This is a genomic window from Microbacterium sp. CJ77, assembly GCF_002911615.1.
Lineage (GTDB): Bacteria > Actinomycetota > Actinomycetes > Actinomycetales > Microbacteriaceae > Microbacterium.
Genome location: NZ_PQBR01000016.1, coordinates 15,674 through 41,471 on the forward strand (window position 1 = coordinate 15,674; position 25,798 = coordinate 41,471).

The following is a 25,798-nucleotide window of genomic DNA, read 5'->3' on the forward strand; positions in this document are numbered from 1 at the left end:
CGCCGGTCGGCTAGCGGAGTTGCGCGAAGCTCTCCGCCGCACGGGTCTTGCCCACCACCAGGATCGTGTCGCCCGCGCGCAGAACGGTCTGGTTGTCGGCGTTCTGCCACACGTCGTCGTGCTGGTAGGCGGCGATCGTCACCCCGTGGGACTTGCGGATGCCGGTGGATCCGAGCGGGACATCCTGGATCGACGTCGGCACGGGCGCTTTGACCATCGCGTATCCCGGAGCGATCTCGATGAAGTCGAGCGCCGCGCCGCGTACGAGGTGCGCCACACGCCGCCCCATGTCCTTTTCGGGGTAGATCACCTGGTGCACCCCGAGCTGCTCGAGGATCAGCCCGTGCTCGTCGTTGACGGCCTTCGCCCAGATCACGGGGATGTTCATGCTGAGCAGCACGGAGCACGTCAGGATGGATGCCGAGACGTTGCCGCCGATCGACACGACGACCCGGTCGAACTCGTCGATCGCCAGCTGGTGCAGCACCTCACGCTTGGTCGAATCCGCGCGGACGACCTGGGTGAGCTCTCCATTGAGGGACTGGACGATGTCCTCGTCGAGGTCGATGCCGAGCACCTCCGTACCGGCGTCCATCAGTTCGAGCGCGAGCGAACGCCCGAATCGGCCCAGCCCGATCACGGCGACGGAGTCGGCCTCGGCGATGCGCCGCGAGCGTTCGCTGGCACCGAAGTGCGGGAATTTAGCCAATTGCCGGCCTCTCTTTCGGGAGTTCGTAGAGGATGCGGCGCTCGCGGAGTGCCAGCGCCGATCCGAGGGTCAGGGGGCCGATACGGCCGAGGAACATCAGGATGATCAGCACGACTTGGGCGCTCTCGGGGAGCGCCGCGGTGATGCCGGTAGACATTCCGACCGTCGCGACGGCCGAGATCGTCTCGAACAGGGACTTGTCGAGGTTCTCGCCGCTCAAGAACATGATGAGCGCCGTGCCCGTGATCACGGCCGCGACCGCCATCAGCACGACCGTGATCGCCTGACGGTGCACGGCCCGCGACAGCCGCTTGCCGAAGATGTTGACCGCACCCTCACCGCGCAACTCGGTCACCAGGATGAAGAGCAGCACGGCGAACGTCGTCACCTTGATGCCGCCGGCCGTTCCCGCGGGCCCGCCGCCGATGAACATCAGCACGTCCATGCCCAGCCACGTCTCGTCGTGCATCGCGCCGACGTCGACCGAGTTGAAGCCCGCCGTTCTCGTCTGCACCGACTGGAAGAATCCGGCGAGCACACGCGACCAGGGATCGAGTCCCCCGAGGGTCGCGGGATTGCTCCATTCGATCGCGGTGATGTAGACCGTTCCCGCCACGAGCAGCACGGCCGTGACGGCCACGACGAGGTTGGTGTTCATCGACCAGTGCAGCGGACGACGGAGTTCCCGGCGCAACTGCATGATCACGGGAAAGCCCAGACCGCCCAGGATGATCGCGGCACAGATCGGCAGGCAGATGAACGGATCGCTCGCGAAGCCCATCAGGCTGTCGCTGTAGAGCGCGAAGCCGGCGTTGTTGAAGGACGAGATCGCGTGGAAGAGTGCGTGCCATGCGGCGCCGCCGAGGTCATAGCCGTACCCGAGGAGGAAGCGCAGGAACAGCGGCACGAACGTGCAGGCCTCGATGATCACGGAGATCAGCACGATGCGCTTGACCAGACCGCGGACGTCTTCCAGGCCGAGCGACTTCGCCTCGGCCGCGGTGTTCAGCCGCGACCGAACGGACATCCTGCGCGCCAGAACGACCCCGATCAGGGCCGCGAAGATCATGATCCCCAAGCCCCCGAGTTGGATCAGGGCCAGGATGACGACCTGGCCGAAGCCGGTCCAGAAGACCGGGGTGTCGACGACGATCAGGCCCGTGACGCACACGGCGCTCGTCGCCGTGAACAATGCCTCGACGAAGTTCGCCCCGCCCGGCCCGACCCTGGCGATGGGCAGCATCAGGAGCGCTGTTCCGACCGCGATCGCCGCGGCGAACCCGAGGGCGACAGCCTGCGCGGGCTGAAGGTGATGGCGCACCGCGCGCATCTGACGACCCCGCGCCGCCTGCCGGCCGCGTGCTGCTGCCGCTGCCGCGGCCGCGGCCGGCGTTCTCTTCCTCACCGCAGAACTGTATCTCCCACCGCAACCTCGACACGCGTTCGGGCCCCCCGCGCCGCGGATCGGGCCTCGAGGGCGAATGCGAGAACGGCGATGCCGACGCCGAGAGCCGCGAGCGTCGCACCCACCCACGACGGCATGACGAAGCCCCATCCGAGGGCGATCACGACCCCGCCGAGCGCCGCACCCAGGCTGTTGCCGATGTTGAGCGCCGAGTGGTTGAGGGCAGCGGCGATCGCCTGGTTGTCGCCCGCGACATCCATCAGGCGCGTCTGGATCGCGGGACTCGTGACGGACGACGCGACGCCGATGAGGAAGACGAAGACGGTGAGCGGGACGATGTGCGACGCGGTCACCGCGAGCGACGCCTGCACCACGAAGAGCACGGCGAGGCCCCCGATGAGCGTTGCGCGCAGATTCTTGTCGGCCATCACCCCGCCGAGGAGGTTGCCGACGGTCATCCCGATCCCCATCACGACGAGCACGATCGGCACGACCCACACCGGACTGCCCGAGATCTCGGTCACGAGGGGCGATACATAGCTGTACACCGCGAAGAAGCCACCGAACCCGATGGCACCGATCGCCAACGTGAGCCACACCTGGCCAACGCGGAACACCCCCAGCTCCGCACGGAACGTGCGCCCGTCATCGCCCTCGTGCGCCGGCACGAAGATCCACACCATCACGGTGCCGGCCGCGAAGATCACCGCGACGATCAGGAATGCCAGGCGCCAGCCGCTCGCCTGTCCGAGGAACGTGCCGACCGGCACACCGACGACATTGGCGACCGTCAGCCCCATCAGCACGATCGCGACACCCTTCGCGCGCTTGCCCGGTCCGAGCATGTCGGCGGCGATCAGCGCACCCATGCCGAAGAAGGCGCCGTGCGGCAGTCCGGCGAAGAATCTCGACAGAGCGACGAGTTCGAACGTCGGTGCGATGACCGTGAGCACCGTGAACAGGGTCAGGGCCGCGGCGAGCGCCACGATCACCCGGTTGCGCGGAAAGCGTGCGACGAGCCCGGAGATCGTGGGAGCACCCACGACGACGCCCAGCGCGTAGAGCGAGATGAGCCAGCCCGCCTGCGCGATGGCGTCGTCCGGCGAGATCGCCCATACGCTCGGCAGCAGGTCGCGAGCGATCTCGGGCAGCAGGCCCATGATGACGAACTCGGTCATGCCGATGCCGAAGCTTCCCACGGCCAGCGAGACGAGGGCCCAGGCGGCGATACGACGAGACGGGGCGCGGGAAGGCGCGGCGGAAGTCACGGCGGAAGTCACCGACCGATCCTACTCCGGCAATCGAATCGATTCGAATGCGCGGTTCACCCCGTCACGAGAGCACGAACACGGTTGTTCCGCGCGTTGTGCTCCAGCTCGACGAGTCCGAGCCTCTCGAGCAAGGGCGGCAGGTACATACCGAAGCGTCCGCGGTACCCCTTGCGCTGCCCGTACCAGCCGCCGACGGGATTGCCTTCCCACCTTCCCCATGCTTCGACCGTGTCGGTCGCGGGCTCTTTGCCCTCGTCGGCTGCGCCGAGCGAGACCCAATCGCCCCGCCGCAGCAGTTCGGTGTGAAGGTCCTCGATCGCCCGTGCCAGATATGTCAGCTTCGTCGTCCCGACCTGACACACCAGCAGTGGAGGTTCACTCGTCTCGTCGCGGTACATCGTGTACGCGGACGTCAGCGGTGCCGTCTTCAGCATCCAGGGGTCGGCCGCGGTTCCCGATCCCGACCCGTGTCCTTCGCTCATGGCGGTGCCCCTTCGTCTGCGCGGCGGAACCCGACGCGCAATCCGAGTATCCGCCGCGCAGGAGTCCGATTCAAGAGCCCGCATCGCTACCGCCGATATCTCGCCGAACGGGTCGGCGGCGTCCGACGAGAGCCGCTACTCGTCCGCCTCGGACAGGGCCTTCTCGAGGCGCTCGAGCTTGCCGTCGAGCTCGCCGGTGTAGCCCGGGCGGATGTCGGCCTTCAGCACGAGCGACACGCGGGACCCGAAGGGCATCACGGCCTCGGTGGCCCGTCGGACGACGTCGAAGACCTCGTCCCAGTCCCCCTCGATCTCGGTGAACATCGAGCTGGTGCGATGCGGCAATCCCGAATCGCGTACCACGCGCACCGCGGCTGCGACGGCGTCGTGCACCGATCCATCGACGGCGCCGAGAGCATCGGCATCGTCGCCCGTGGAACGGAGGGGGGCACCGCTGGGTGCGACAGAGAAGGCGATCAGCATGGTTCTCCCGAGGTCAGGGGGCGGGCAGGAATCGACGAACATCACGCGTTCGCACCGTGACGGTCGATGCCTGGCGGATCGGTACACGGACGATCGCCGTGACGGCGACGACGAGCAACACGACGGTCAGGATGTTCCGTGCGGTGAGCAGGGCGACCGGCACAGGCTGGACGTTCAGCACTCCGCCGTACACGATCGGATAGACGATGAGCGTCAGGGTGGCGCTGACCAACGACAGTGCGGCGGCGGTGCTCGCGCGCGTCCGGTCCAGCACGATCCAGAGCACGAGGGGCGCGATGAGCCAGGCCTGAAACTGTGGCGAACCGACCTTGTTGAACACGATGAACGCGAGCACGAGGGCGAGAGCGAGCGGCGGCAGCAGCCGCGCATAGGACGCCCCCCGCCATGCCTTGTACGCGCCCAGCCCCACGACGGCCGCCACCGCGAGCACGAGCAGCGGCGTCATCGCCGCGATGACGACATCGACGTTCGGACCGGTCACCTGGTACGTGAGGACGTCGTCGTCGTAGAAGGGGAAGGATCCCGGGACCCCCGCCACGGCCTGCCAGAGATAGAAGGCGCTGACGGGAGCCTCGAGCTGCAGTCCACGCCCCGTCTGCTCGCCGATGAAGCCGAAGGCGTGCGCCCACCCACCGAGGGCGACGATCACGCCGAGCACCAGCGCGGTCACCAGCGCAGCCGAGGCGATCACCGTCAGGCGGCGGCGCAGGGCGACGACAGCGGCGGCGATCAGTGCGGCCGGCCACACCTTCATCCACATCGCCACCGTCAGCAACGCGGCGGCCACGGCGGGACGACCGGCGAGCCAGAGCAGTCCCAGCACCGCGAGCGGCACCGTGATGGCGTCGATCCGATACATCCCGATCGGCCCGAGCACCAACGCGTAGGCGAGCCAGAACCAGGCAGCCGACACCCGCGCTCTCGACCGCCCCTGCCCCACCAGGACGGCGAAAGCGATCGCGTTGAGCGCCGTGACGAGGATCGCCCAGGCGATGATGTACCCGCCGAGCCACGCGAGGCCCCGCGCCAGGATCATCGGCACGAGAGCGAGCTGCGGATAGACGAACGGGCCGGTGATACCGACGATCTCACGACCGTCGAGCGCGGCGTCCGCCCACGGTTCGTACACCAGGTAGACGTCGCCCATCGGCTGATTCGGCAGGGTCCAGCCGAGAACGGCGACCGTCAGATGAACCACCGCGAAGCCGGTCCACAGAACAGCCCGGTTCTTCATCCACGCCCGCCACATCCCACCCGACACCCGCTCATCCTAAGCGGCTGATCCGAGCTGGCCGCGCCACGCCCCGAGTTCATCCCGAGTCCCGCCCTGACTCCCGCCCCGAGTCGTGGGTTCGAGTCACGCCGAGAGTCGCCCCCACACCACGGGGATCGCCGCGGCGACGTCCAGAGCGACGAGCGGATGCCCCGACCCGGGCCTCCTCTCGGATTCTCCACTCTCGACGTCGGCGTGCACCGGCGCCATCCCCGAGGCGAGTCGGCCGGCGGCACCGTGCAGCCACGCCGCGGATGCGGCCAGCGGGCCGAGGATTTCGGGGTCGGCGATCGCGGCGGAGCTGCGTGCCGCCACGAGCGCGCCGACGACGCCGGCGAGCACGTCGCCCGTCCCCGCGGTCGAGAGCCAGGGCGCTCCGGACTCGACGAGTCCCAGCCATCCGCCCGGCGTGGCGACCCAGGTTCGCGCGCCCTTGAGCAGGACCGTCGCCCCCGTCACCGCCGCGGTCTCGCGTGCGGCCGCCGCGTCATCCGACCACTCGGGCGACAGCGCGAGCCGGGTGCGCAGCCGGGCGAGCTCGCCGCGATGAGGGGTCAAGACCCGCGGCGCCGTCGCCCCGGGCAGCCCCAGCGCACCCGCGTCGACGACGACGGGTTCCCGTCCGGTCAGAATCGTGTCGAGGCCGATCGCACCGGTGTCCGGCCCACCAGCGACGTCGTCGGCCGATGCGCCATCGGGCATCCCCGAGCCGATCACCCAGGCCTGAACACGCCCCGCAGCGCGCACCGTCTCGGGGCGTCGCGAGAGGACGAGGGATGCCGCGGCATCCGGTCCGATGTAGCGCACCATTCCCGCGCCCGCCCGCCACGCGGCCTCGACCCCGAGCATCGCCGCCCCCGGGTAGGCGACCGAGCCCGTTCGCATTCCGACCACGCCGCGGGAATACTTGTCGTCGTCGTCCGTTGGCCTCTGCAGGTGTGCGGCCGTCTCGGCTGCGGACCACGGCGAGACGTCAGGCATCCCCCCACGTTACCGCCGAGGCATCATCCCTGAGGAGCCCCCGTGAGTCTGCTGTTCCAGCCCATGACCGTCCGCGCGACCGAAATCGCCAACCGGCTGTGGGTCGCGCCCATGTGCATGTACAGCGCCGAAGAGGGCATGCCGAACGACTGGCACCACGTGCACCTGTCCCAGTTCGCGTCCGGCGGCGCGGGCCTGATCGTCGCCGAGGCGACCGCGGTCGTTCCCGAGGGTCGCATCTCGCCGCGCGACACCGGTATCTGGACGGACGAGCAACGGGATGCCTGGGCCCCGATCGTGGCGTCGATCCACGCCCGCGGCGCGGCGGCAGGCATCCAGCTCGCGCACGCCGGGCGCAAGGCCTCGACGTGGTGGCCCTTCGCGGGACGTGGACACGGCAGTGTCGGTCTCGAAGAGGGCGGATGGACCACGTTCGCGCCCTCCGCGATCGCCTTCGAGGGCTACGCACAGCCCCGGGCGCTCGACGCGGCCGGCATCGAGGCGGTCGTCGAGGGCTTCGTCGCCGCGGCGCGCCGCTCGGTCGAGGCCGGTTTCGACGTGCTCGAGATCCACGCCGCGCACGGCTACCTGCTGCACGAGTTCCTCTCACCCCTCAGCAACCAGCGCACCGACGAGTACGGCGGCAGCCTCGAGTACCGCGCCCGTCTGCTGCTGCGCATCGTCGCGGCCATCCGTGCCGAGGTCGGCGACGCCGTGCCCCTGTTCGTGCGCTTCTCGGGAACCGATGCCGCCGAGGGCGGCTGGAACATCGAAGACACCGCGACCGTTGCGGTCTGGGCTGCCGATGCGGGCGCCGACCTGTTCGACATCTCGAGCGGCGGGCTCGTCGCCCACCAGAAGATCGTACCCGGCCCGGGCTATCAGGTACCTCTCGCCGCGCACGTCCGCCGCGAGACGGGACTCGTCGTCAGCGCGGTCGGCTCGATCACCGAGGGATCGCAGGCCGAAGAGATCCTGCAGGTCGGCGAGGCCGACGCCATCTTCGCCGCGCGCGAGTGGCTGCGCGACCCGCACTTCGGGCTGCGCGCGGCTGGCGAGCTCGGCGAGGGCGTCGACGTCTGGCCCGCGCAGTACGCGCGCGCCGCACGGGTCCCGGCGCGCTCGGCCTGAGCAACGCATGCGGTCCTCTTCGCGGGGTTCGACCGTGCGATCCACGAACGGCTCGATGACCCGCGCCTGCTCCTGCTCGCCGATGTCGCCGTACGCTGCGGGAGCACCGACCCGAGCGTCTTCACGCGCTCATTCCGCTAGGACGCGGGCATGACCCCCAGCGAGTACAGGCGCCCGGCGCAGGACGCGGGGGTGTAGCGGGGGCGGGATGACGCCTAGCGGCGTCGGGTGGCGTCCTGCACCTCGCCGACGAGTTCCTCGATGATGTCCTCGAGGAACAGCACCCCGGTCGTCTCGCCGCGCTCGTCGCGAACACGCGCGAGGTGGCGGCCCGTGCGACGCATGGTCGCGAGCGCGTCCTCCAGGTCGGTCGTCTCCTGCACCGGAACCATGTGATGGATGCGCTTGGCCGGCACGGGCTTGTCGAAACGCTCGTCCGGGACATCCGCGGCGCGCAGGATGTCCTTCAGGTGCACGTACCCCACGGGTTCACCCGAGGCATCCACGATCACGTAGCGCGAGAACCCGTGCACCGCGACGGCTCGCTCGATCTGCGCCGGCGTCGTCGACTCGGGCAGCGTCACGAGCTGATCGAGTCGCACCGCGATGTCGCGCGCCTTCTTGTCGGTGAACTCGACCGCGGCGGCGAGCGCGCCCGACGAGTCGTCGAGAACGCCCTCGCTGGTCGACTGGCTCACGATCGTCGCGACCTCGTCGAGCGTGAAGGTCGAGGCGGCCTCGTTCTTCGGTTCGACGCGGAACAGACGCAGCACGGCGTTCGCGATCCAGTTGAGGGTCGCGATGACGGGGTGGAAGACCTTCGACACCCACACCAGCGGCGTCGCGAGGATGAGGACGGCGCGGTCGGGAACCGAGAACGCGAGGTTCTTCGGGATCATCTCGCCGAACACCACGTGCAGGTACGACACGATCAGCAGTGCGACGATGAAGGCGACGACATCGACCACGGCCTCGGAGAGACCCGTCAGCCCGAACGGCACGGCGAGCAGATGGTGGATCGCCGGTTCCGAGACGTTCAGGATCAGCAGCGAGCAGATCGTGATGCCCAGCTGCGAGGTGGCGAGCATGAGCGTCGCGTGCTCCATCGCGTAGAGCGCGGTCTTGGCGGCCCGCGAACCCCTCTCGGCGAGGGGCTCTATCTGCGATCGTCGCGCCGAGATCACGGCGAATTCGGCACCGACGAAGAACGCGTTGAACGCCAGCAGGACGACCAGCCAGACGATTCCGGCCCAATCGCTCACGACGCACCCCCGTCCTTCGCGCCACGGCCCCGCAGGATGCGTTCGGGTCCCGTCGTCTGCGACGGCTCGCTGTCGAGTCCGTCGGCCGCGTTGAGATGGGGTGTGTACCGGATGCGGTCGACGCGGCGCCCGTCCATCCGCTGCACGCGCAGCACGCCGTCATCGGTCTCGACCGTGTCGCCCGTCGACGGAATGCGCTCGAGGCGGCTCATGATGAACCCCCCGACCGTGTCGTAGACCTCGCCCTCGGGGACACGGATGCCCGTGCGGTCGTGCAGCTCATCGGGTCGCCAGTTGCCGGGGAAGGTGACCGAGTCCTTGCCGCGGACGAGGCCCGCGCGGCTGCGGTCGTGCTCGTCCGACACCTCGCCGACGATCTCTTCGACGAGGTCTTCGAGCGTCACGACACCGGCCGTGCCCCCGTACTCGTCGACGACGATCGCGAGCTGGTAGCCCCGCGCCCTCAGCTCGGCGATCAGCGCGTCGAGGTGCACGGTCTCGGGCACGCGCAGGGGTTCCGTCGCGAGGGCAGCGGCCGGGACATCCTGCCGCTTCTCGCGCGGGACGCTGACGGCGGCCTTCAGGTGGACGACTCCGACGATGTCGTCGAGGGAGTCCCCCATCACCGGGAACCGGCTGTGGCCCGTGCGGCGCGCGAGCTGGATGACGTCGTCCGCGGAGTCGTCGCGCGCGACGCAGTGCATGCTGGGTCGCGGTGTCATCACATCGGCGGCGCTCAGCCGAGCGAACAGGAGCGTGCGGTTCAGGAGGGATGCCGTGTCCTGCTCGAGCAGACCGGCGCTCGCGGAACGGCGGACGAGGGAAGACAGCTCCTCTGCCGTACGGGCACCCGAGAGTTCTTCCTTGGGCTCGATGCCGATCGCGCGTAGGACGCCGTTCGCCGAGCCGTTCAGGACGACGATCGCGGGCCGGAAGACCATCGTGAACGCCACCTGGAACGGCAGCACGAGCTTGGCGGTCTGGCGCGGGAGGGCCAGGGCGAAGTTCTTCGGCACGAGCTCGCCGAGGATCATCGAGAAGATCGTCGCGACCGAGATGGCGACGATCACGGCGATGGGCGAGACCAGCGCCTCGGGCAATCCCCATCCGGTCAGCACCGGGCGCAGCAGGCTCGACAGCGCCGGCTCCATCGTGTACCCCGTCAGAAGCGTCGTCAGCGTGATGCCCAGCTGAGCGCTCGACAGGTGCGTCGACGTGATCTTCAGCGCGCCGATCGTGATCGACAGACGGGACTCACCGCGCTCGCGGCGCGCCTCGAGGTCGGCGCGATCCAGATTGACGAGGGCGAACTCGCTGGCCACGAACAGCCCGGTGCCCACGATGAGCAGCAGCCCCACTCCCAGCATGACCAACTCGTACGTCACGCGTCGACCCTCGCGGGTTCGATCGGGCGGTGGGGCGAGCGTCTACAACTGGGGGGGTCGTCCATCGTGGGGTCGAGTTTACCCGAGGTGCGTAGGACCGCGACCGCCTCCGTATCGCCGAGTGCACGACTGTGCGCCGACTGCACGGCGTCGGCGCGGGTCACAAGCCATGCACTCGCACCGAGGTCATGCACTCGCAGAACGAGCGGACCCTCACCAGCTGACGGGGAGCGCCTTGCCCTCTTCGTAGCCCGCCGCGGACTGCAGACCGACCAGGGCCCTCTCGTGGAACTGGGCCACCGTCGCCGCGCCTGCGTAGGTGAAGGAGGACCGCACGCCCGACGTGATCATGTCGAGCAGGTCTTCGAGGCCCGGGCGCAGCGGATCGAGGTAGATCTTCGACGAGGAGATGCCCTCGGCGAAAAGCTCCTTGCGCGCCAGCTCGTACGGGTCCAGGCGTCCGAACCGATCGTGCACGGCCTTCGTCGACGCCATCCCCCACGACTCCTTGAAGACGCGACCACTCGCATCCGTGAGCAGTTCGCCCGGCGCCTCGATCGTCCCGGCGAACCACGAGCCGATCATGACGGATGCCGCACCCGCCGCCAGCGCGAGCGCGACATCGCGGGGGTAGCGCACCCCGCCGTCGGCCCAGACATGAGCGCCCATGATCCGAGCGGCCTCCGCCGTCTCGAGCACCGCCGAGAATTGCGGACGCCCCACCGCGGTCATCATGCGCGTCGTGCACATGGCGCCCGGACCGACACCGACCTTCAGGATCGACGCTCCCGCGGTCACCAGGTCGTGCACGCCCTCGGCCGTGACCACGTTGCCGGCCGCGATCGGGATGTCGAGACCGAGGTCGGCGACCGTCCGGAGCGCCGCGAGCATCCCGTCCTGGTGCCCGTGCGCCGTGTCGACGACGATCACGTCGACACCCGCTGCCGCCAGTGCACGCGCCTTCGCCGCGACGTCGCCGTTGATGCCGACGGCCGCGGCGACCGCCAGACGCCCGCCCGCGTCTACCGCGGGGCGATACAGGGTCGAGCGCAGCGCGCTGCGGCGACTGAGGGTCCCGACCAGGCGACCGTGCCGCATGACGCAGACGACCTCGACACCGGCCGCGACGATCGTGTCGAAGGCCGCACGCGGATCCTCCACGTCTTCCGACTCGAGCGAGGGCGTGTCGCCGCGCGCGAGGTCGCCGAGTCGGGCGTCGGGAAGCGCCGTGGCGAGCCGCGACGCGGGGACGATGCCCCGGACCTCAGCCGCCGAAACGTTCTCGCCGCCCTCGGCCACGACGATGCCGTGCCCCGGCGTCGCGGGCAGGATGCGCAGTGCGGCCGAAACGGTCGCCTCGGGCGGCAGAACGAGCGCCGTGTCCCACAGCACGGGCTGGCGCTTGACCCAGCGGATCGCGGCATCCAATTCCTGCAGGGGCAGATCCTGGGGCAGCACGCCCAGACCACCCCGGCGGGCGAGGGTCGCGGCCAGGCGGGCCCCCGTCACCGAGTTCATGTTCGACGAGACGATCGGGATCGTCGCGGGGGTGCCGTCGTGCGGCGCGAGGTCGACCTGCAGTCGGCTCGTGACGGCCGAGTGCCGCGGCACCAGGAAGACATCCGAATAGGTCAGATCCACCATCGGCCGTTCACCCGAGAATTCCATACCCCTACGCTAGCCACTCACCCTCACCGAATGGCCCGAACGACGGCACGATCCGCGACGGAGCCGACGGATCTGAGATAGCCTAGATGTTCGTGCGCGTGGGCCACGAAGAGGCGCTGCGCGACAACCTTCATCGACGAAAGAGGGCGATCCAGCGTGTCGAGCCAGGTGACGGGCGTCGGGACTTCGAACGAGGGGGAGTTCGGGGCCAATGAATGGCTCGTCGACGAACTCTACGAACAGTTCAAGGTCGATAAGAACTCGGTAGACAAGGCGTGGTGGCCGACTCTCGAGGCATACCACCCGGTCGACGTGGACGATGCAGCGGATGCCTCGGCCGCACCGCCGGCACCAGCCCCCGCCACCCCGGCTGCAGCCCCCGCTCCGGCCGCCGCCGCAGCGGAGACCGCCAAGCCCGCGGCATCCGAGCCCCGTCCGGTGACCGCACCCATTCCCGTGATCGGTGCCCAGCCGGTCGCACGAACGACGACGCGCCCCGCGTCGCCGCCGCCGATCCCCGCGCAGGCTCCCGAAAAGCCCAAGGCCGCCGCCGCTCCGCAGCCGCTCGAGGAAGACACGGTCACCCCGCTCCGCGGCATGCCCAAGACCCTCGCGGCGAACATGGACGAGTCGCTGACCGTCCCGACCGCCACCAGTGTGCGAACGATCCCGGCGAAGCTGATGATCGACAACCGCATCGTGATCAACAACCACATGTCCCGCACCCGCGGCGGCAAGGTCAGCTTCACGCACCTCATCGGCTGGGCGATCATCCAGGCGCTGAAGGACTTCCCGAGCCAGAACGTCTTCTACGCCGAGATCGACGGCAAGCCCTCGGTCGTGGCGCCCGCCCACATCAACCTGGGCATCGCGATCGACATCCCCAAGCCCGATGGCACGCGCGCCCTGCTCGTCCCGAGCATCAAGCGCGCCGAGTCGATGACGTTCGGCGAATACCTCAGCGCCTACGAAGAGACCGTCTCGCGCGCCCGAGGAAACAAGCTGACCGCGGCCGACTTCCAGGGCACCACGATCTCGCTCACCAACCCGGGCGGCATCGGCACGGTGCACTCCGTGCCCCGCCTCATGCGCGGCCAGGGGTGCATCGTCGGCGCGGGTGCACTCGAGTATCCGGCCGAGTTCCAGGGCGCGAGCGAGAAGACGCTCAACGAACTCGCGATCGGCAAGACGATCACGCTCACGAGCACCTACGACCACCGCGTCATCCAGGGCGCCGGGTCGGGCGAATTCCTCAAGAAGGTGCACGAGCGCCTGATCGGCCAGCACCACTTCTACGACGACATCTTCGCGGCCCTCCGCATCCCGTACGCGCCCATCCACTGGGCGGCGGACATCAATGTCGACATCGCCGAGCGGATCGACAAGCAGGCCCGCGTGCAGGAGCTCATCAACTCCTACCGCGTGCGCGGCCACCTGATGGCCGACATCGACCCGCTGGCGTACGAGCAGCGCACGCACCCCGACCTCGAGATCGAAGAGCACGGGCTGACGTTCTGGGACCTCGATCGCGAATTCGTCACCGGCGGTTTCGGTGGCAAGCGGATGGCGAAGCTGCGCGACATCCTGGGCGTGCTGCGCGACTCCTACTGCCGCACGATCGGCCTGGAGTACATGCACATCCAGGACCCGGGCCAGCGCCGCTGGTTCCAGCAGAAGGTCGAGATCAAGTACACCAAGCCGACCCACGACGAGCAGCTACGCATCCTCAGCAAGCTCAACGAGGCCGAGGCTTTCGAGACCTTCCTGCAGACGAAGTACGTCGGCCAGAAGCGCTTCAGCCTCGAGGGCGGCGAGTCCCTGATCCCCCTTCTCGACGAGATCCTTCAGGGTGCCGCTGGCGCGGGGCTGGACGGAGCCGCGATCGGGATGGCGCACCGCGGCCGTCTGAACGTGCTCACCAACATCGCGGGCAAGACCTACGGACAGGTCTTCCGCGAGTTCGAGGGAAGCGTCGCGCTCGGCAACAAGCGTGGCTCGGGTGATGTGAAATACCACCTCGGCACCGAGGGCACCTTCGTCGACGACCACGGCGTCGAACTCCCCATCTACCTCGCGGCGAATCCCTCGCACCTCGAGACCGTCGACGGCGTGCTCGAGGGCATCGTCCGCGCCAAGCAGGACCGCAAGGCCATCGGCACGTTCTCGTGGCTGCCGATCCTCGTCCACGGCGACGCGGCCTTCGCGGGCCAGGGCGTCGTCGTCGAGACGCTGCAGATGTCGCAGCTGCGGGGTTACCGCACGGGCGGCACGATCCACGTCGTCGTCAACAACCAGGTGGGCTTCACAACCCTCCCGCAGGACGGTCGCTCGTCGGTGTACGCGACGGATGTCGCCAAGACCATCCAGGCGCCGATCTTCCACGTCAACGGCGATGACCCCGAGGCCGTGACGCGCGTCGCTCAGCTCGCGTTCGAGTATCGCGAAGAGTTCCACCGCGACGTGGTCATCGACCTCGTCTGCTATCGCCGACGCGGTCACAACGAGGGCGATGACCCCTCGATGACGCAGCCGCTCATGACGAACCTGATCGAGGCGAAGCGTTCCGTCCGTCGGTTGTACACCGAGTCCCTCGTCGGACGCGGCGACATCACCGAGGAAGAGTACGAAGAGGCCAAGCGCGACTTCCAGGACCGTCTCGAGATCGCGTTCGCGGAGACGCACGCGGCCGAGACCGGCTCGCACGGCGTGATCACGGACGCGGACGCCGAGATCGAGGAGCTGACCTGGGGTGACATCGAGACGACCGGGGTCGCGACGGATGTCGTGCGCCTGATCGGTGACGCCTTCGTGAACAAGCCCGAGGGCTTCACGGTGCACACCAAGCTGCAGCAGCTGCTCGACAAGCGCTACGACATGAGTCGCAACGGCACGATCGACTGGGGCTTCGCCGAGCTGCTCGCGTTCGGATCGCTCCTGCTCGAGGGCACGAACGTGCGCCTCGCCGGTCAGGACTCCCGCCGCGGGACCTTCGTCCAGCGCCACTCGGTGCTGCACGACCGGGCGAACGGCCAGGAGTGGATCCCGCTGACGAACCTGAGCGATCGCCAGGGACGCTTCTGGGTCTACGACTCGTACCTGAGCGAGTACGCCACGATGGGCTTCGAGTACGGCTATTCGGTCGAGCGCCCCGACGCGCTCGTGCTGTGGGAGGGACAGTTCGGCGACTTCGCCAACGGCGCCCAGTCGGTGATCGACGAGTTCATCACCTCAGCCGATCAGAAGTGGGGCCAGCAGTCGAGTGTCGTGCTGCTGCTGCCACACGGCTACGAGGGTGCGGGGCCCGACCACTCGTCGGCCCGCATCGAGCGGTTCCTGCAGATGTGCGCGCAGGACAACATGACCGTCTCGCGCCCGTCGACCCCCGCGTCGTACTTCCACCTGTTGCGCCGTCAGGCTTACGCCCGCCCGCGCCGTCCGCTCATCGTCTTCACCCCGAAGGCCATGCTGCGTCTGCGTGGCGCGACGAGCCCGGTCGAGGCCTTCACGAGCGGCCGTTTCGAACCGGTGCTCGACGATGACCGCGGCATCGACAAGTCACAGGTCAAGAAGGTCCTGCTGCACGCCGGCAAGACCCACTGGGACTTGCGCGGCGAGCTCGAGAAGAACCCCGACCCCTCGGTCGCCCTCGTGCGCCTGGAGCAGTTCTACCCCGCGCCGATCGACGAGCTGAACGCCGTCATCGCCGAATACCCGGGCGCCGAGCTGGTCTGGGTGCAGGACGAGCCCGAGAACCAGGGTGCGTGGCCGTTCATCGCGCTCGAGGTCGTCAAGCACCTGACGGGCCGGACGATGAGCGTCGTCTCACGCGCCGCCGCGGCATCACCGGCGACCGGTTCACCGAAGATTCACGCGGTCGAGCATGCCGAACTGATGAAGAAGGCCCTCGCGCCGCTCACCTGAGCCGTGACGCGGCCGCCCGCGCTCAGTACCAGATACCGAGCGTGGGCGCCGTGTCGCCCGAGAAGGACCTGCCGAGCGCCCGGACCGCATCGTCGGCACCCTCGAGCAGCCCGGCCGCGCGAAGCGTCGACGCCCGCACTCCCCCGAGGTAGAGCGCGGCGAGCGACGACACCGGCATCGACACCCGGGGCTCCGCATCCGTGGGTGCAACCCGGGCGGCACCATCCGCATCGACCTCGAGACGCCAGGTCCCGCCGGCGAAGCCGAGTTCGTCACGAACGGCGATGACGTGGGTGCCCGGCGCAGCGTAGCCGCGCGCCTCGAGCGCGGCGGGAACGTCGAGGATGCGCAGCCACTCGTGATCGTGTACGGATACCGTGGCGCCGCGTCGATCCGCGAGCAACCACGCGAGCGGCTCATCGACCGAGCGCAGCGTCGCCTGGACGCGTGACACCAGGTCGTGCCGGAGCAAGAACCCCCAGAGCGCGCGATACGCGTCGTCACCGTCGGCCACGAGATAGGTCACATCGAGGGTGTGCCGCGCCATATCGGCCGGATCCTCGGTCAGGCGATAGACCACGGCTCCGCGCACGATCCCGTCGGGGCCGGCGTAGCGCACGACCCGGGTGCGGCCCGGCTCCTTGGAGCCGCCCGCGATCATCGCGAACTGACGCCAGCGCCCCGTCCATCCGTCGACATCGCCCGGACGCGTCACGCGAACGCGCTCGTGAAGGTCTTCGAGAAGGGCCACCGCGTCTTCGCGCCGCACGTACTCGAACGTTCCGGTGACCTCTCCCCCGCGCCATCCGGCCCGCCGCGTGTCGATATCCCAGTCCGTCGCCTCGACCGCGGGCGCGAAGCCGAAGCGGCCGTAGATCGTCGCCTCCGACACGGTCAGACCCGCAACGGCCATGCCCGCATCGCGGGCCGTCCGCAGTTCACCCTCGAGCATCGCCCGAGCGATACCGCGCCGACGCCGGGTCGGCGACACCGTCACACCGCTGATCGCCCAGAACGGCGTCACGCGGTCTCCGGGGACGGAAAGCTCACCCACCCACGAGTTGACGGTCGCGACGGGCACGTGAGCGTCGAGCCCCGACTCGTCGTAAACGCCGATCCGGCGGCGGTAGGCGATGGACTCGCCGAACTCCCGAGCCTCGTCATCCGTCGGTTCCTCACCGAGGAAGCCGCGCGCCTCGGCTGTCGAGTATGCGCGGAGCGCTTCGGGGTCGCCCGGGTCGACGAGTCGGTACGCCAGACCGCCGTCGGACAGGACGGCGGTCGAGGTCGGATCGAGCGGAAGTGTGCGGGCGTCGGTGCGTGCCATCCTTCGAGGCTACTCGCCGATCCCGACACGACCGTGGCCGCACTGTGCGACGGCCCGGGCTAGTGGTGCGAGGCCTGAACCGTGCGCAGCTTCTGGAGCACCTGATCGCGCAGGTCCTCGGGTGCGCTCTCGCGGCAGGCACGCGCCAGAACATCGGTCAGGGTCTTCGCGACGAGCGCCTCGTCGCGGCATCCCGGGCAGTTCTCGAGGTGTTCACGAATGTCGGCATGCTGGGTCTTGCACACCTCGTCGCGCAGGTACTCCTCGAGGTCGCGCCTCGCCTGCTCACAACCGCAATCGGTCATTTCTTCGCTCCCGGGCTCGCGGAGACGATGCCCCGCTCTTGTGCGTAGTCGGCCAGCATGTCGCGAAGCAAACGCCTTCCACGGTGAAGGCGGCTCATGACCGTGCCGATCGGTGTCTTCATGATGTCGGCGATCTCCTGGTAGGCGAAGCCCTCGACATCCGCGAGGTAGACCGCCAACCGGAAGTCCTCCGGGATCGCCTGCAGCGCGTCTTTCACGACGGATGCCGGCATGTGGTCGATCGCTTCGGCCTCGGCAGAGCGATTGGTCGACGCGGTCGTCGACTCCGCTCCCCCGAGCTGCCAGTCCTCCAGGTCATCGATCGTGCCCTGGTACGGCTCGCGCTGCTTCTTGCGATACGTGTTGATGTAGGTGTTCGTCAGGATGCGGTACAGCCAGGCCTTCAGGTTCGTACCCTGGTGAAACGTGGCCCACGAGGCGAACGCCTTGACGAACGTCTCCTGCACCAGGTCTGCCGCATCCGCGGGGTTGCGCGTCATCCGCATGGCCGCGCCGTACAACTGGTCCATGAACGGAAGCGCCTGGTCCTCGAATTGCGCGCGCGCGACCTGCGCCGGCGCGACGTCTACCTCGGGTTCAGGCTGCTCGTCCATCAGGTCCCAGTCTAGGTGCGCCAGAACGAGCGACGCAGGCGTGCGTTCCATCGTCCGAATCATGGTGTCCTCTCGGGGCTCGATAGAGTAGAACCCGATGACACCGCACGGCTATTCCCCTCGCGCCGATGAGACATCTCCTGCGGCTGCCAAGACCACCGCCGGGCCCAGCCCGTGGAGGGCGCCGACCGCCGCGTCGCCGCTCGATGCGACACTGGCGATTCCGGGCTCGAAGTCGCTGACCAGCCGCGAGCTCGTCCTCGCGGCGTTGGCCGATGGACCGGGCCGCGTGCAATCCCCCCTGCATTCACAGGACTCCGAGCGGATGGTGGGGGCCCTGCGCGCCCTGGGTGCGCAGATCGAACCCGTGCCTGGCGACGGCGCCTTCGGCAACGACTGGGTCGTGACTCCCCCGGCTCCCTTCACGGACGGCGGCGAGATCGACTGCGGCCAGGCCGGCACCGTGATGCGATTCGTCGCGCCGATCGCCGGGTTCGCGCGCGGTGACGTACGGCTCACGGCACACGAGACGGCCCTGCACCGCCCGATGGGCGAGCTGATCAGGGCCCTGCGCGACATCGGCCTCGACATCGACGACGGTGGCCACTGGTCGCTGCCCTTCATCGTGCGCGGCCACGGCCACGTTCGCGGCGGCGAGGTGCACATGGATGCGTCACGCTCGAGCCAGTTCGTCTCGGGGCTGTTGCTCGCGGCCCCGCGTTTCGATGTCGGCCTGCACCTCATCCACACGGGCGAGCGCCTGCCGAGCCTGCCGCACATCGAGATGACGATCGAGGCGCTCGCGCACCGCGGCGTGCGCGTGGAGCGCCCCGCGCCCAACGAGTGGATCGTCGCTCCCGGCGCCGTCCGGGCCAAGGATGTCACGATCGAGCCCGACCTCTCCAACGCGGCTCCGTTTCTGGCGGCGGCAATGGTCGCGGGTGGATCGGTCACGATCACGGGATGGCCGACCCATTCCACGCAGCCGGGCGCGCTCCTCGGCGACCTGCTGCATCGCGCCGGGGCGCGCGTGGCACGTCGCGGGGGCGCCTTCACCGTTACCCGCACGACCCCGCTCCGCGGCTTCGACATCGACCTCTCGGCGGCGGGCGAGCTCGCACCCACGATCGTCGGCCTCGCGGCGCTCGCCGACGGGCCCTCGACGATCACGGGCATCGGACACATCCGTCTGCACGAGACCGACCGGATCCGCGCGCTGGTCGACGGGCTGAACGACCTCGGCGGCGAAGCGCGCGAGCTGCCCGACGGCATCCGCATCGTGCCTCGCCCGCTGCACGGCGGGCTCTGGAGGTCGCATCACGACCACCGCATGGCGACGACCGGCGCTCTGCTCGGCCTGAGCGTTCCCGGCATCGAGGTCGACGATCTCAGCGTGACCGCGAAGACACTGCCGCAGTTCGAGCAGCTGTGGGACGACATGCTGGCCGGTTCGCGCGCGACCGCCGGGCTGCCCGAGTAGAAGATGGCCCGACCGTGAGCGACTCGGATCCGAACTGGTGGGATTACGACGACGCCGATGACGCCGATGCGGACGAGCTCGACGAGTCCGACATCCGGATGCGTCCGAATCCGAAGGCGAACCGGCCGCGCAGCAAGCGCCGCCCCGCCCACGCGGATGCCGAGATCGGACGTGTGATCGGGGTCGATCGAGGCCGGTATTCGGTTCTCATGCACGAGGACGGGCCCGACGAACACGAGGTCTCGGCGGTCCGCGCGCGCGAGTTGCGGAAGCAGCCGATCGTCACGGGCGATCGAGCTCGCGTCGTCGGCGACACCTCGGGCGACGAGGGGACCCTGGGCCGCATCGTCGGCATCGAGGAGCGCACGACCCTGCTGCGGCGTTCGGCCGACGACACCGACCAGGTCGAGCGCATCATCGTCGCCAACGCCGACCAGATGCTGATCGTCGTGGCGGCGGCCGACCCCGAGCCGCGCACGCGCCTGGTCGACCGCTACCTCGTGGCCGCCTTCGACGCCGGGGTGCGGCCGATGCTCGTCGTGACGAAGACCGACCTCGCCGATCCGTCCGAGTTCTTGAACCATTTCGACGGTCTCGACGTGCAGGTCTTCACGAGCGCGCAGGGCGAGGTGCCCATCGAGCGCATCGGTGCGCAACTCGTCGGGCACTCGACCGTCTTCGTCGGGCACTCGGGGGTGGGCAAGTCGACGCTGATCAATGCGCTCGTGCCGAGTGCGAGGCGCGCGACCGGCCATGTGAACGAGGTCACCGGGCGCGGTCGGCATACCTCGTCATCCACCGTCTCGCTGCGCTACGTGGGCGAGGAGGGGCGCGGATGGGTCATCGACACCCCCGGCGTCCGCTCGTTCGGCCTCGGTCACGTCGACCCCGCCAACATCCTGCGCTCCTTCACCGACCTCGACGAGATCGCGAAGGACTGCCCCCGCGGGTGCACGCATCTGCCGGATGCGCCGGACTGCGCGATCGCCGAGGCCGTGGCCGCGGGACGCCTCGGGCCCAACGGTGCCGCGCGGTTCGATTCGCTGCAACGCCTGCTGTTGACCTTCGGGAAGGTTGCGGGGCGGGAGCGGCACCCTACGCTGGACGAATGAGCACTGCACGCCTCGAACCCGGTACGCCCGCCCCCGACTTCACGCTTCCCGACCAGGACGGCGCCCCCGTCGCGCTCGCCTCGCTCCGCGGCAAGCGCGTCGTGCTGTTCTTCTACCCGCGCGCCATGACGCCCGGGTGCACGACCGAAGCCTGCGACTTCCGCGACAGCCTCGCCCCGCTCCAGGCCGCGGGGTACGTCGTGCTCGGCATCTCACGCGACGAGCCGGCCACGCTTCGCGAGTTCCGTGCGCGCGACGGCCTGACCTACGACCTGCTGAGCGATCCCGATCACTCGGTCCACGATGCGTATGGCGCCTGGGGCGAGAAGCAGAACTACGGCAAGACGATCGAGGGCGTCATCCGCTCGACGTTCATCCTGGACGAAGAGGGACGCGTCGCGCACGCGCTCTACAACGTCAAGGCGACCGGGCACGTTGCCCGCATCCGCAAGCTCGTCGGCATCGACGCCTGAGCCTACGTTTCTGCCGGCGGTGCCGCGCGACGGCCCGCGGCGCGGGCAGCGGCGATCACGACGACCAGGGTGACGATCGCCGGGACGGCGAGCGCCAGAGCGACGAGCGGATGCGCGTACGCACCGGTCGCGGCGCCGAGCGCCACCGCGAGGATGAGCAGCTGCACGACGATCGCACCCGAGCGCCCCCACCCGTGGCCCCGGAATATCGCGATGGCGAAGGCGATGACCCCGACGGCCGCGACCGCCGTCATCAGCAGCAGAGCGAGCGCCGTGCCGAGCTCGGCCGTGTCACCCGCGATCAGCGACAGCGTCATCCACCCCGCGAGTGCGGCAACGCCCAGCCCCTCGATCCCGACGAGGATGGCGGCGGCGCACGCCGTGGAGTCGGAGCCGATCGGCGACGGTGTTGGGGGTTCCGGTTGCAATTCTCTCCCCGCCCCGCTCGTTGCGCCTGATCTTTTGTTCGGAATCACCAGGCCGCTCGGCCGATGCTCAGCATCCTGCGCAGAATTCACGCAGTGGACCCTTGATCGTACCGGGGCCGTGTGGGACGATAGTGAAAGCCATGTGCTCCCACAGCGCCGTGGGGCGAGCATTCTGCTCGCACCTACCAGGGTACCGGACCCGAAACCGATCTCTGAGCACTCGCTCACACCCACCACGCAACAAGGAGCATCTGCATGGACTGGCGCGACAAGGCCGCATGCCTCACGGTCGATCCCGAACTGTTTTTCCCCGTTGGTAACACCGGGCCCGCGGTCGACCAGATCGAGAAGGCGAAGGCCGTCTGCGCCCGCTGCACCGTAACGGAAATCTGTCTGCAGTACGCCCTCGAGTCCGGTCAGGACTCCGGCGTGTGGGGCGGCCTGTCGGAAGACGAGCGTCGCGCCCTCAAGCGTCGCGCCGCGCGCGCCCGCCGCGCCTCATAGGCCGGCGGGGCCTCTCCGGCTCCGCCCCGCGGTCTCACCGACTCAGGCTTTCGGCCTGTCGATCCATCGCAACGGGATGTCGATCGTGACTTCTGTTCCGCTGCCCATGATCGTGTGCCAGTCGATCGTGCCGCCCAGCTCTCCCTGGATCAGCGTGCGGACGATCTGTGTCCCCAGCCCGCGGCCGACCTGACCCTCGGCCAGGCCGACGCCGGTGTCGCGGACGCTGACCTTGAGCCGCGACGACGAACGCTTCGCCTCGATCTCGACCTTGCCCTCGCGACCCGCCAACCCGTGTTCCACGGCGTTCGTCACGAGTTCGGTGAGCGCGAGGGCGAGCGGCGTGGCGTACGCGCTCGGTAACTTGCCGAAGGTCCCGCTCGAACGCGTCTGGGCGCGCGTTCCCGCGCCGGCCGCGACCTCGGCGACGAGCTTGAGAACGCGATCGAAGACCTCGTCGAAGTCGACCGTCTGCGTCAGACCCTCCGACAGGGTGTCGTGCACGACGGCGATCGCCGATACGCGCCGCATGGCCTGCGTCAGCGCCTCGCGCGCTTCTTCGGAGTGCGTGCGGCGGGACTGGATGCGCAGGAGGGATGCGACGGTCTGCAGGTTGTTCTTGACGCGGTGATGGATCTCACGGATCGTCGCATCCTTGGTGATGAGTTCCTGCTCCTGGTGCCGCAGTTCGGTGACGTCACGGCACAGGATGATCGCACCCGCGCGCTCACCGTGCTCGCGGAGAGGGATCGCACGGAGGGACACCGTGACCCCGCGCGCCTCGATGTCGGCACGCCACGGGGCTCGGCCCGTCACGACCAGCGGGAGCGACTCGTCGATCGTCTCCTTCGCGGGAAGGATGCGGGTCGTGACCTCGCTGAGCGACTCACCCTCGAGCTCGTCGTCGAAGCCGAGACGCCCCCATGCCGAGAGAGCGTTGGGGCTCGCGAAGGTCGTCGTGCCGTCGACGTCCAGACGGATGAGACCGTCGGATGCGCGGGGCGCGCCGCGGCGCGGGCCGGTCGGGGCAGACAGGTCGGGGAAGTCGCCGCGCGCGATCATGCCGAACAGATCGTCCGCGCAGTCGTTGAAGGTGATCTGCTGCCGACTGGGGGTTCGTGCCTCACCCAGGTTCGTGTGCCGCGTCAGGACGCCGAGCACGACGGGATCGCTGCCATCGCGGAGCGGGCCGCGCACGATCGGGACCGCACGGACGCGCGTCGGTGTCTCTTCGAACCAATCGGGAGAGGCCGAGTCGATGATGCGGACGCCCTGCGCCGCATCCTGAACCTGCGTCCGCCACTGCGGACGCACCTGATCGCCGACGATGTCGCGGTAGAAGAGGGTGGCCGCACCCGAGGGACGCGTGTGGGCGACGGCGATGAACGAGTCATCCTTCGTCGGCACCCAGAACACGATGTCGGCGAAGGCGAGGTCTGCGAGGAGCTGTCCGTCACCCGCGAGGCGATGCAACCACTCGATGTCGTCGGCGCTCGAACGGCCTTGGGCGGAGACGAGTTCACTGAGGGTCGGCACCGATCCAGCCTATGCCGTGAGCCGGTTCTCCCGCCCGTCACCGCCATGCCGCCGTCCTCGCGAGAACATGGACGATCGTCGGTGCGGGCGCGCCGTCTCTGCCGTGCCGTTTCGAGAGCCGGACTGCGCGTCGGGCGCGCCGCCGACTCGTCCGAGTGCGGGCAGCAGAGTGTCGCCCGTGAAGCGACGCACGGCGGCCACGAGCGCTGATCGCGGCGCCACCGCGGCGATCGGCTGGGCCTGCAGCACAGCGGCGTCCACCGCGCGTTGATCCGCCGGGAGAAACGACACATCTCGGATATCGGCGAACCGGTCCAGCGTGCGACGAACCTGCCCCCGGGCATCGAGTCCGAGTCCACCCGGCCGCAGACGGTTGGCGATGACGAGCACCGGCGTCGCTCCCGCGACGGCACGCACCTCGGCGTGCCCGCGGACGAAGCGGGCGATGCCGACGGGATCGGCGGTGCACACGGCCACGATCACGTCGGCCGCGCGGAGCGAAGCGATCGTGGCGGCGTTGCGGCGCGGACCCTCGAGGTCGTGCATGATCTCCTCGTCCTGCTCCAGTGGCGCACCGACATCCACCACGGTGTACGGCGCCCAGCCGCGGGCCGCTCCGAGCGCGGCCGCGACCCGATCGTCGGCGAGTTCTGGCCATCGAGCTCGACGATTGATGCCGCACAGAACATCGACGGCCGCGCCCTCGACGCGGACCGGCGTGCTGATGCGGGTGAGTTCGCGCTCATCGAGCGTCCCGATGCCTGCCTGCCGACACGCCGCGGGAAACCCGGGGCCCTCGTCGGCGAGCCCGAGCGTCAACGCGAGCGACGGCGCATGCGAGTCGGCATCGACCAGCGCCGCGCCCCCTCCCCCGCGCGCCAGCTCGAATGCGAGCATGCTCGCCACCGTCGAGCGACCCGGCGCCCCTTCGGGCCCCCACACCACGACGACGCGGCCGGCTCTCGCATCGGCGACCGGCGAACCGTGCTGCATCACACCCCGGATCACGGCCGCGATCTCTTCTGCGCGCGGCGCGACGAGGGAAGCGGCGAGCCCGAACGCCGCAGCGACCCGCTCGCCGTCCGCGTCGCCCGCGAGGAGCACGAGCCGAATCCCCCGCCGATCGCACACCGAGACCAGGTGCGAGCCGAGGGTCCGGCGATCCGCCGTCAGCACGAGCACATCGACCCCTTCCAGGACCGGGAGAGCGCTGGCGAGGTTGGGGTCCTCGAGCACGAGGGGGTCCACCACGGTGTCGACGCGAACACCCGTCCGCCCGAGGTCCACGGCAAGGCTCTCGCCGCGCTGCCCGGCAACGGCGAGCACGATGCGGGGGATCATGCGCCGCCCGCCGCGGGAACGACCGACAGGGCCGCGGATGCCGCGACCGCCTGCAGCACGGCCGCGACATCGGAGCGCGGCACGACGAGTTCGAGCGCTGACCCCCGCGCACCCAGCAGACCGTCGGCCTCTTTCACCGCGGCGACGGTCGCGTCCGCTACGAGGATCGCCGGGGTACCGAACGCGCCCTGTTCGAGGGCCGGTGATGCCCAGAGTTCGACGACACTGCCGACGGTCACATCCGACGGCACCGCGGTCGTGGTCTGTACCACGACCGTCGTCGTGCGGCTGCGTTCGCCGTCCGCGAGCGCGCTCACCGGGACGAGTTCTCCCTCGGTGACCGTGCGTGTCGCGACCGCCCCGGGCGCCAGAGCGTCCGGGGTCACGTACGCGCCCGCCGCAGCCCCGAGCGAGGCTTCGACGACCCGCAGATCCGCGGCCGACACCTCCTCCCCTGGCACGATCGTGCGCGCCGCGGCGAAGACGGGAACCGTCTGGCGCGCGGCCGTCACCGTCAACCACACGCCCGCCACCGAGGCCACGATGAGGCCCAGACCCACGAAGAAGCGCATGTCGTTCCAGAAGGCGCGGGGTCGCCGCGACGGGCTGTCGAGAGTTGTCATGACGTTCCCCCGGTGTCGGATCGGGTCGGATGGTGGCGGTGGGTGGCTACGGGTGACGGCGTC

Annotated in this window: 23 protein-coding genes; 6 read left to right on the top strand and 17 right to left on the bottom strand. The window is 69.4% G+C overall.

The genetic code is table 11. The features are described 5' to 3' along the window. Window positions 1–10: 10 nt before the first annotated feature. From C2868_RS09975 to C2868_RS10005, 7 genes are all read right to left on the bottom strand, one after another. Window positions 11–709, bottom strand: a complete 699-nt coding sequence (locus tag C2868_RS09975; protein WP_181003423.1) for a TrkA family potassium uptake protein — start codon at window positions 707–709, stop codon at window positions 11–13. Next, entirely contained in the window at window positions 702–2,039 is a 1,338-nt protein-coding gene (locus tag C2868_RS09980; protein WP_100810279.1) for a TrkH family potassium uptake protein, read from the bottom strand. The genes C2868_RS09975 and C2868_RS09980 overlap by 8 nt, the downstream gene beginning before the upstream one ends. Window positions 2,040–2,110: 71 nt before the next feature. Next, the gene (locus C2868_RS09985; protein ID WP_374935777.1) at window positions 2,111–3,382 is read right to left on the bottom strand and encodes an MFS transporter; all 1,272 of its coding nucleotides are present in this window, start codon (window positions 3,380–3,382) and stop codon (window positions 2,111–2,113) included. Window positions 3,383–3,438: 56 nt separating this feature from the next. After that, window positions 3,439–3,867, bottom strand: coding sequence for a DUF6855 family protein (locus tag C2868_RS09990; RefSeq protein WP_100810278.1), 429 nt, complete (start codon window positions 3,865–3,867; stop codon window positions 3,439–3,441). Window positions 3,868–4,002: 135 nt separating this feature from the next. Further along, a complete protein-coding gene (locus C2868_RS09995) occupies window positions 4,003–4,350 on the bottom strand; it encodes a thiamine-binding protein (RefSeq protein WP_100810277.1) in 348 nt (115 codons plus the stop codon). Between the two features lie 13 nt (window positions 4,351–4,363). Beyond that, complete coding sequence (locus C2868_RS10000) at window positions 4,364–5,632, bottom strand: hypothetical protein (protein WP_232711133.1); 1,269 nt, start codon at window positions 5,630–5,632, stop codon at window positions 4,364–4,366. Window positions 5,633–5,728: 96 nt separating this feature from the next. Beyond that, entirely contained in the window at window positions 5,729–6,625 is an 897-nt protein-coding gene (locus tag C2868_RS10005; RefSeq protein ID WP_100810276.1) for an ADP/ATP-dependent (S)-NAD(P)H-hydrate dehydratase, read from the bottom strand. 42 nt (window positions 6,626–6,667) lie between these two features. On the opposite strand from C2868_RS10005, the gene C2868_RS10010 reads away from it, so the two are divergent. Then, window positions 6,668–7,756 carry an NADH:flavin oxidoreductase/NADH oxidase gene (locus tag C2868_RS10010; protein ID WP_100810275.1) on the top strand — a complete coding sequence of 363 codons (1,089 nt, stop codon included), beginning with the start codon at window positions 6,668–6,670 and terminating at the stop codon, window positions 7,754–7,756. Between the two features lie 215 nt (window positions 7,757–7,971). Here the strand turns inward: C2868_RS10010 and C2868_RS10015 are convergent, their stop codons facing one another. From C2868_RS10015 to C2868_RS10025, 3 genes are all read right to left on the bottom strand, one after another. After that, a complete protein-coding gene (locus C2868_RS10015) occupies window positions 7,972–9,018 on the bottom strand; it encodes a hemolysin family protein (protein ID WP_100810274.1) in 1,047 nt (348 codons plus the stop codon). After that, window positions 9,015–10,385 carry a hemolysin family protein gene (locus C2868_RS10020; RefSeq protein WP_100810371.1) on the bottom strand — a complete coding sequence of 457 codons (1,371 nt, stop codon included), beginning with the start codon at window positions 10,383–10,385 and terminating at the stop codon, window positions 9,015–9,017. Before C2868_RS10020 ends, C2868_RS10015 begins: the two co-directional genes overlap by 4 nt. Before the next feature lie 231 nt (window positions 10,386–10,616). Further along, window positions 10,617–12,071, bottom strand: a complete 1,455-nt coding sequence (locus C2868_RS10025; protein ID WP_100810273.1) for a GuaB1 family IMP dehydrogenase-related protein — start codon at window positions 12,069–12,071, stop codon at window positions 10,617–10,619. A gap of 156 nt (window positions 12,072–12,227) precedes the next feature. Here C2868_RS10025 and C2868_RS10030 point away from each other — a divergent pair, with 156 nt between their 5' ends. Further along, a complete protein-coding gene (locus C2868_RS10030) occupies window positions 12,228–15,992 on the top strand; it encodes a multifunctional oxoglutarate decarboxylase/oxoglutarate dehydrogenase thiamine pyrophosphate-binding subunit/dihydrolipoyllysine-residue succinyltransferase subunit (RefSeq protein ID WP_100810272.1) in 3,765 nt (1,254 codons plus the stop codon). Between the two features lie 22 nt (window positions 15,993–16,014). Here C2868_RS10030 and C2868_RS10035 read toward each other — a convergent pair whose 3' ends face one another. Genes C2868_RS10035 through C2868_RS10045 form a run of 3 tightly spaced genes read right to left on the bottom strand, consistent with a single transcriptional unit; the run spans window position 16,015 to window position 18,289 of the window. Further along, on the bottom strand, window positions 16,015–17,319 hold the full coding sequence (locus tag C2868_RS10035) for a GNAT family N-acetyltransferase (RefSeq protein WP_100810271.1): 1,305 nt from the start codon (window positions 17,317–17,319) through the stop codon (window positions 16,015–16,017). Window positions 17,320–17,378: 59 nt separating this feature from the next. Beyond that, entirely contained in the window at window positions 17,379–17,624 is a 246-nt protein-coding gene (locus C2868_RS10040) for an anti-sigma factor (RefSeq protein WP_100810270.1), read from the bottom strand. Further along, complete coding sequence (locus C2868_RS10045) at window positions 17,621–18,289, bottom strand: sigma-70 family RNA polymerase sigma factor (RefSeq protein ID WP_100810370.1); 669 nt, start codon at window positions 18,287–18,289, stop codon at window positions 17,621–17,623. The genes C2868_RS10040 and C2868_RS10045 overlap by 4 nt, the downstream gene beginning before the upstream one ends. 46 nt (window positions 18,290–18,335) lie before the next feature. Here C2868_RS10045 and aroA point away from each other — a divergent pair, with 46 nt between their 5' ends. Genes aroA through bcp form a run of 3 tightly spaced genes read left to right on the top strand, consistent with a single transcriptional unit; the run spans window position 18,336 to window position 21,303 of the window. Further along, window positions 18,336–19,718, top strand: coding sequence for a 3-phosphoshikimate 1-carboxyvinyltransferase (gene aroA / locus C2868_RS10050; RefSeq protein ID WP_100810269.1), 1,383 nt, complete (start codon window positions 18,336–18,338; stop codon window positions 19,716–19,718). A gap of 14 nt (window positions 19,719–19,732) precedes the next feature. Then, on the top strand, window positions 19,733–20,830 hold the full coding sequence (gene rsgA / locus C2868_RS10055) for a ribosome small subunit-dependent GTPase A (protein WP_374935775.1): 1,098 nt from the start codon (window positions 19,733–19,735) through the stop codon (window positions 20,828–20,830). Beyond that, window positions 20,827–21,303 carry a thioredoxin-dependent thiol peroxidase gene (bcp, locus tag C2868_RS10060; protein ID WP_100810268.1) on the top strand — a complete coding sequence of 159 codons (477 nt, stop codon included), beginning with the start codon at window positions 20,827–20,829 and terminating at the stop codon, window positions 21,301–21,303. The genes rsgA and bcp overlap by 4 nt, the downstream gene beginning before the upstream one ends. Before the next feature lie 2 nt (window positions 21,304–21,305). Here bcp and C2868_RS10065 read toward each other — a convergent pair whose 3' ends face one another. Further along, window positions 21,306–21,731, bottom strand: coding sequence for a histidine kinase (locus C2868_RS10065; protein WP_232711132.1), 426 nt, complete (start codon window positions 21,729–21,731; stop codon window positions 21,306–21,308). Window positions 21,732–21,986: 255 nt separating this feature from the next. Here C2868_RS10065 and C2868_RS10070 point away from each other — a divergent pair, with 255 nt between their 5' ends. Next, complete coding sequence (locus C2868_RS10070) at window positions 21,987–22,235, top strand: WhiB family transcriptional regulator (RefSeq protein WP_036295594.1); 249 nt, start codon at window positions 21,987–21,989, stop codon at window positions 22,233–22,235. A gap of 42 nt (window positions 22,236–22,277) precedes the next feature. Here the strand turns inward: C2868_RS10070 and C2868_RS10075 are convergent, their stop codons facing one another. From C2868_RS10075 to C2868_RS10085, 3 genes are read right to left on the bottom strand one after another with little or no spacing between them, the layout of a single operon-like run. Beyond that, a complete protein-coding gene (locus C2868_RS10075; protein WP_100810267.1) occupies window positions 22,278–23,771 on the bottom strand; it encodes a sensor histidine kinase in 1,494 nt (497 codons plus the stop codon). A 9-nt stretch (window positions 23,772–23,780) separates the two neighbouring features. Beyond that, window positions 23,781–25,112, bottom strand: coding sequence for a hypothetical protein (locus C2868_RS10080; protein WP_100810266.1), 1,332 nt, complete (start codon window positions 25,110–25,112; stop codon window positions 23,781–23,783). Beyond that, window positions 25,109–25,735 (bottom strand): SAF domain-containing protein, encoded by a 627-nt coding sequence (locus C2868_RS10085; RefSeq protein ID WP_100810265.1) that lies wholly within the window; start codon window positions 25,733–25,735, stop codon window positions 25,109–25,111. Before C2868_RS10085 ends, C2868_RS10080 begins: the two co-directional genes overlap by 4 nt. Window positions 25,736–25,798: the final 63 nt, after the last annotated feature.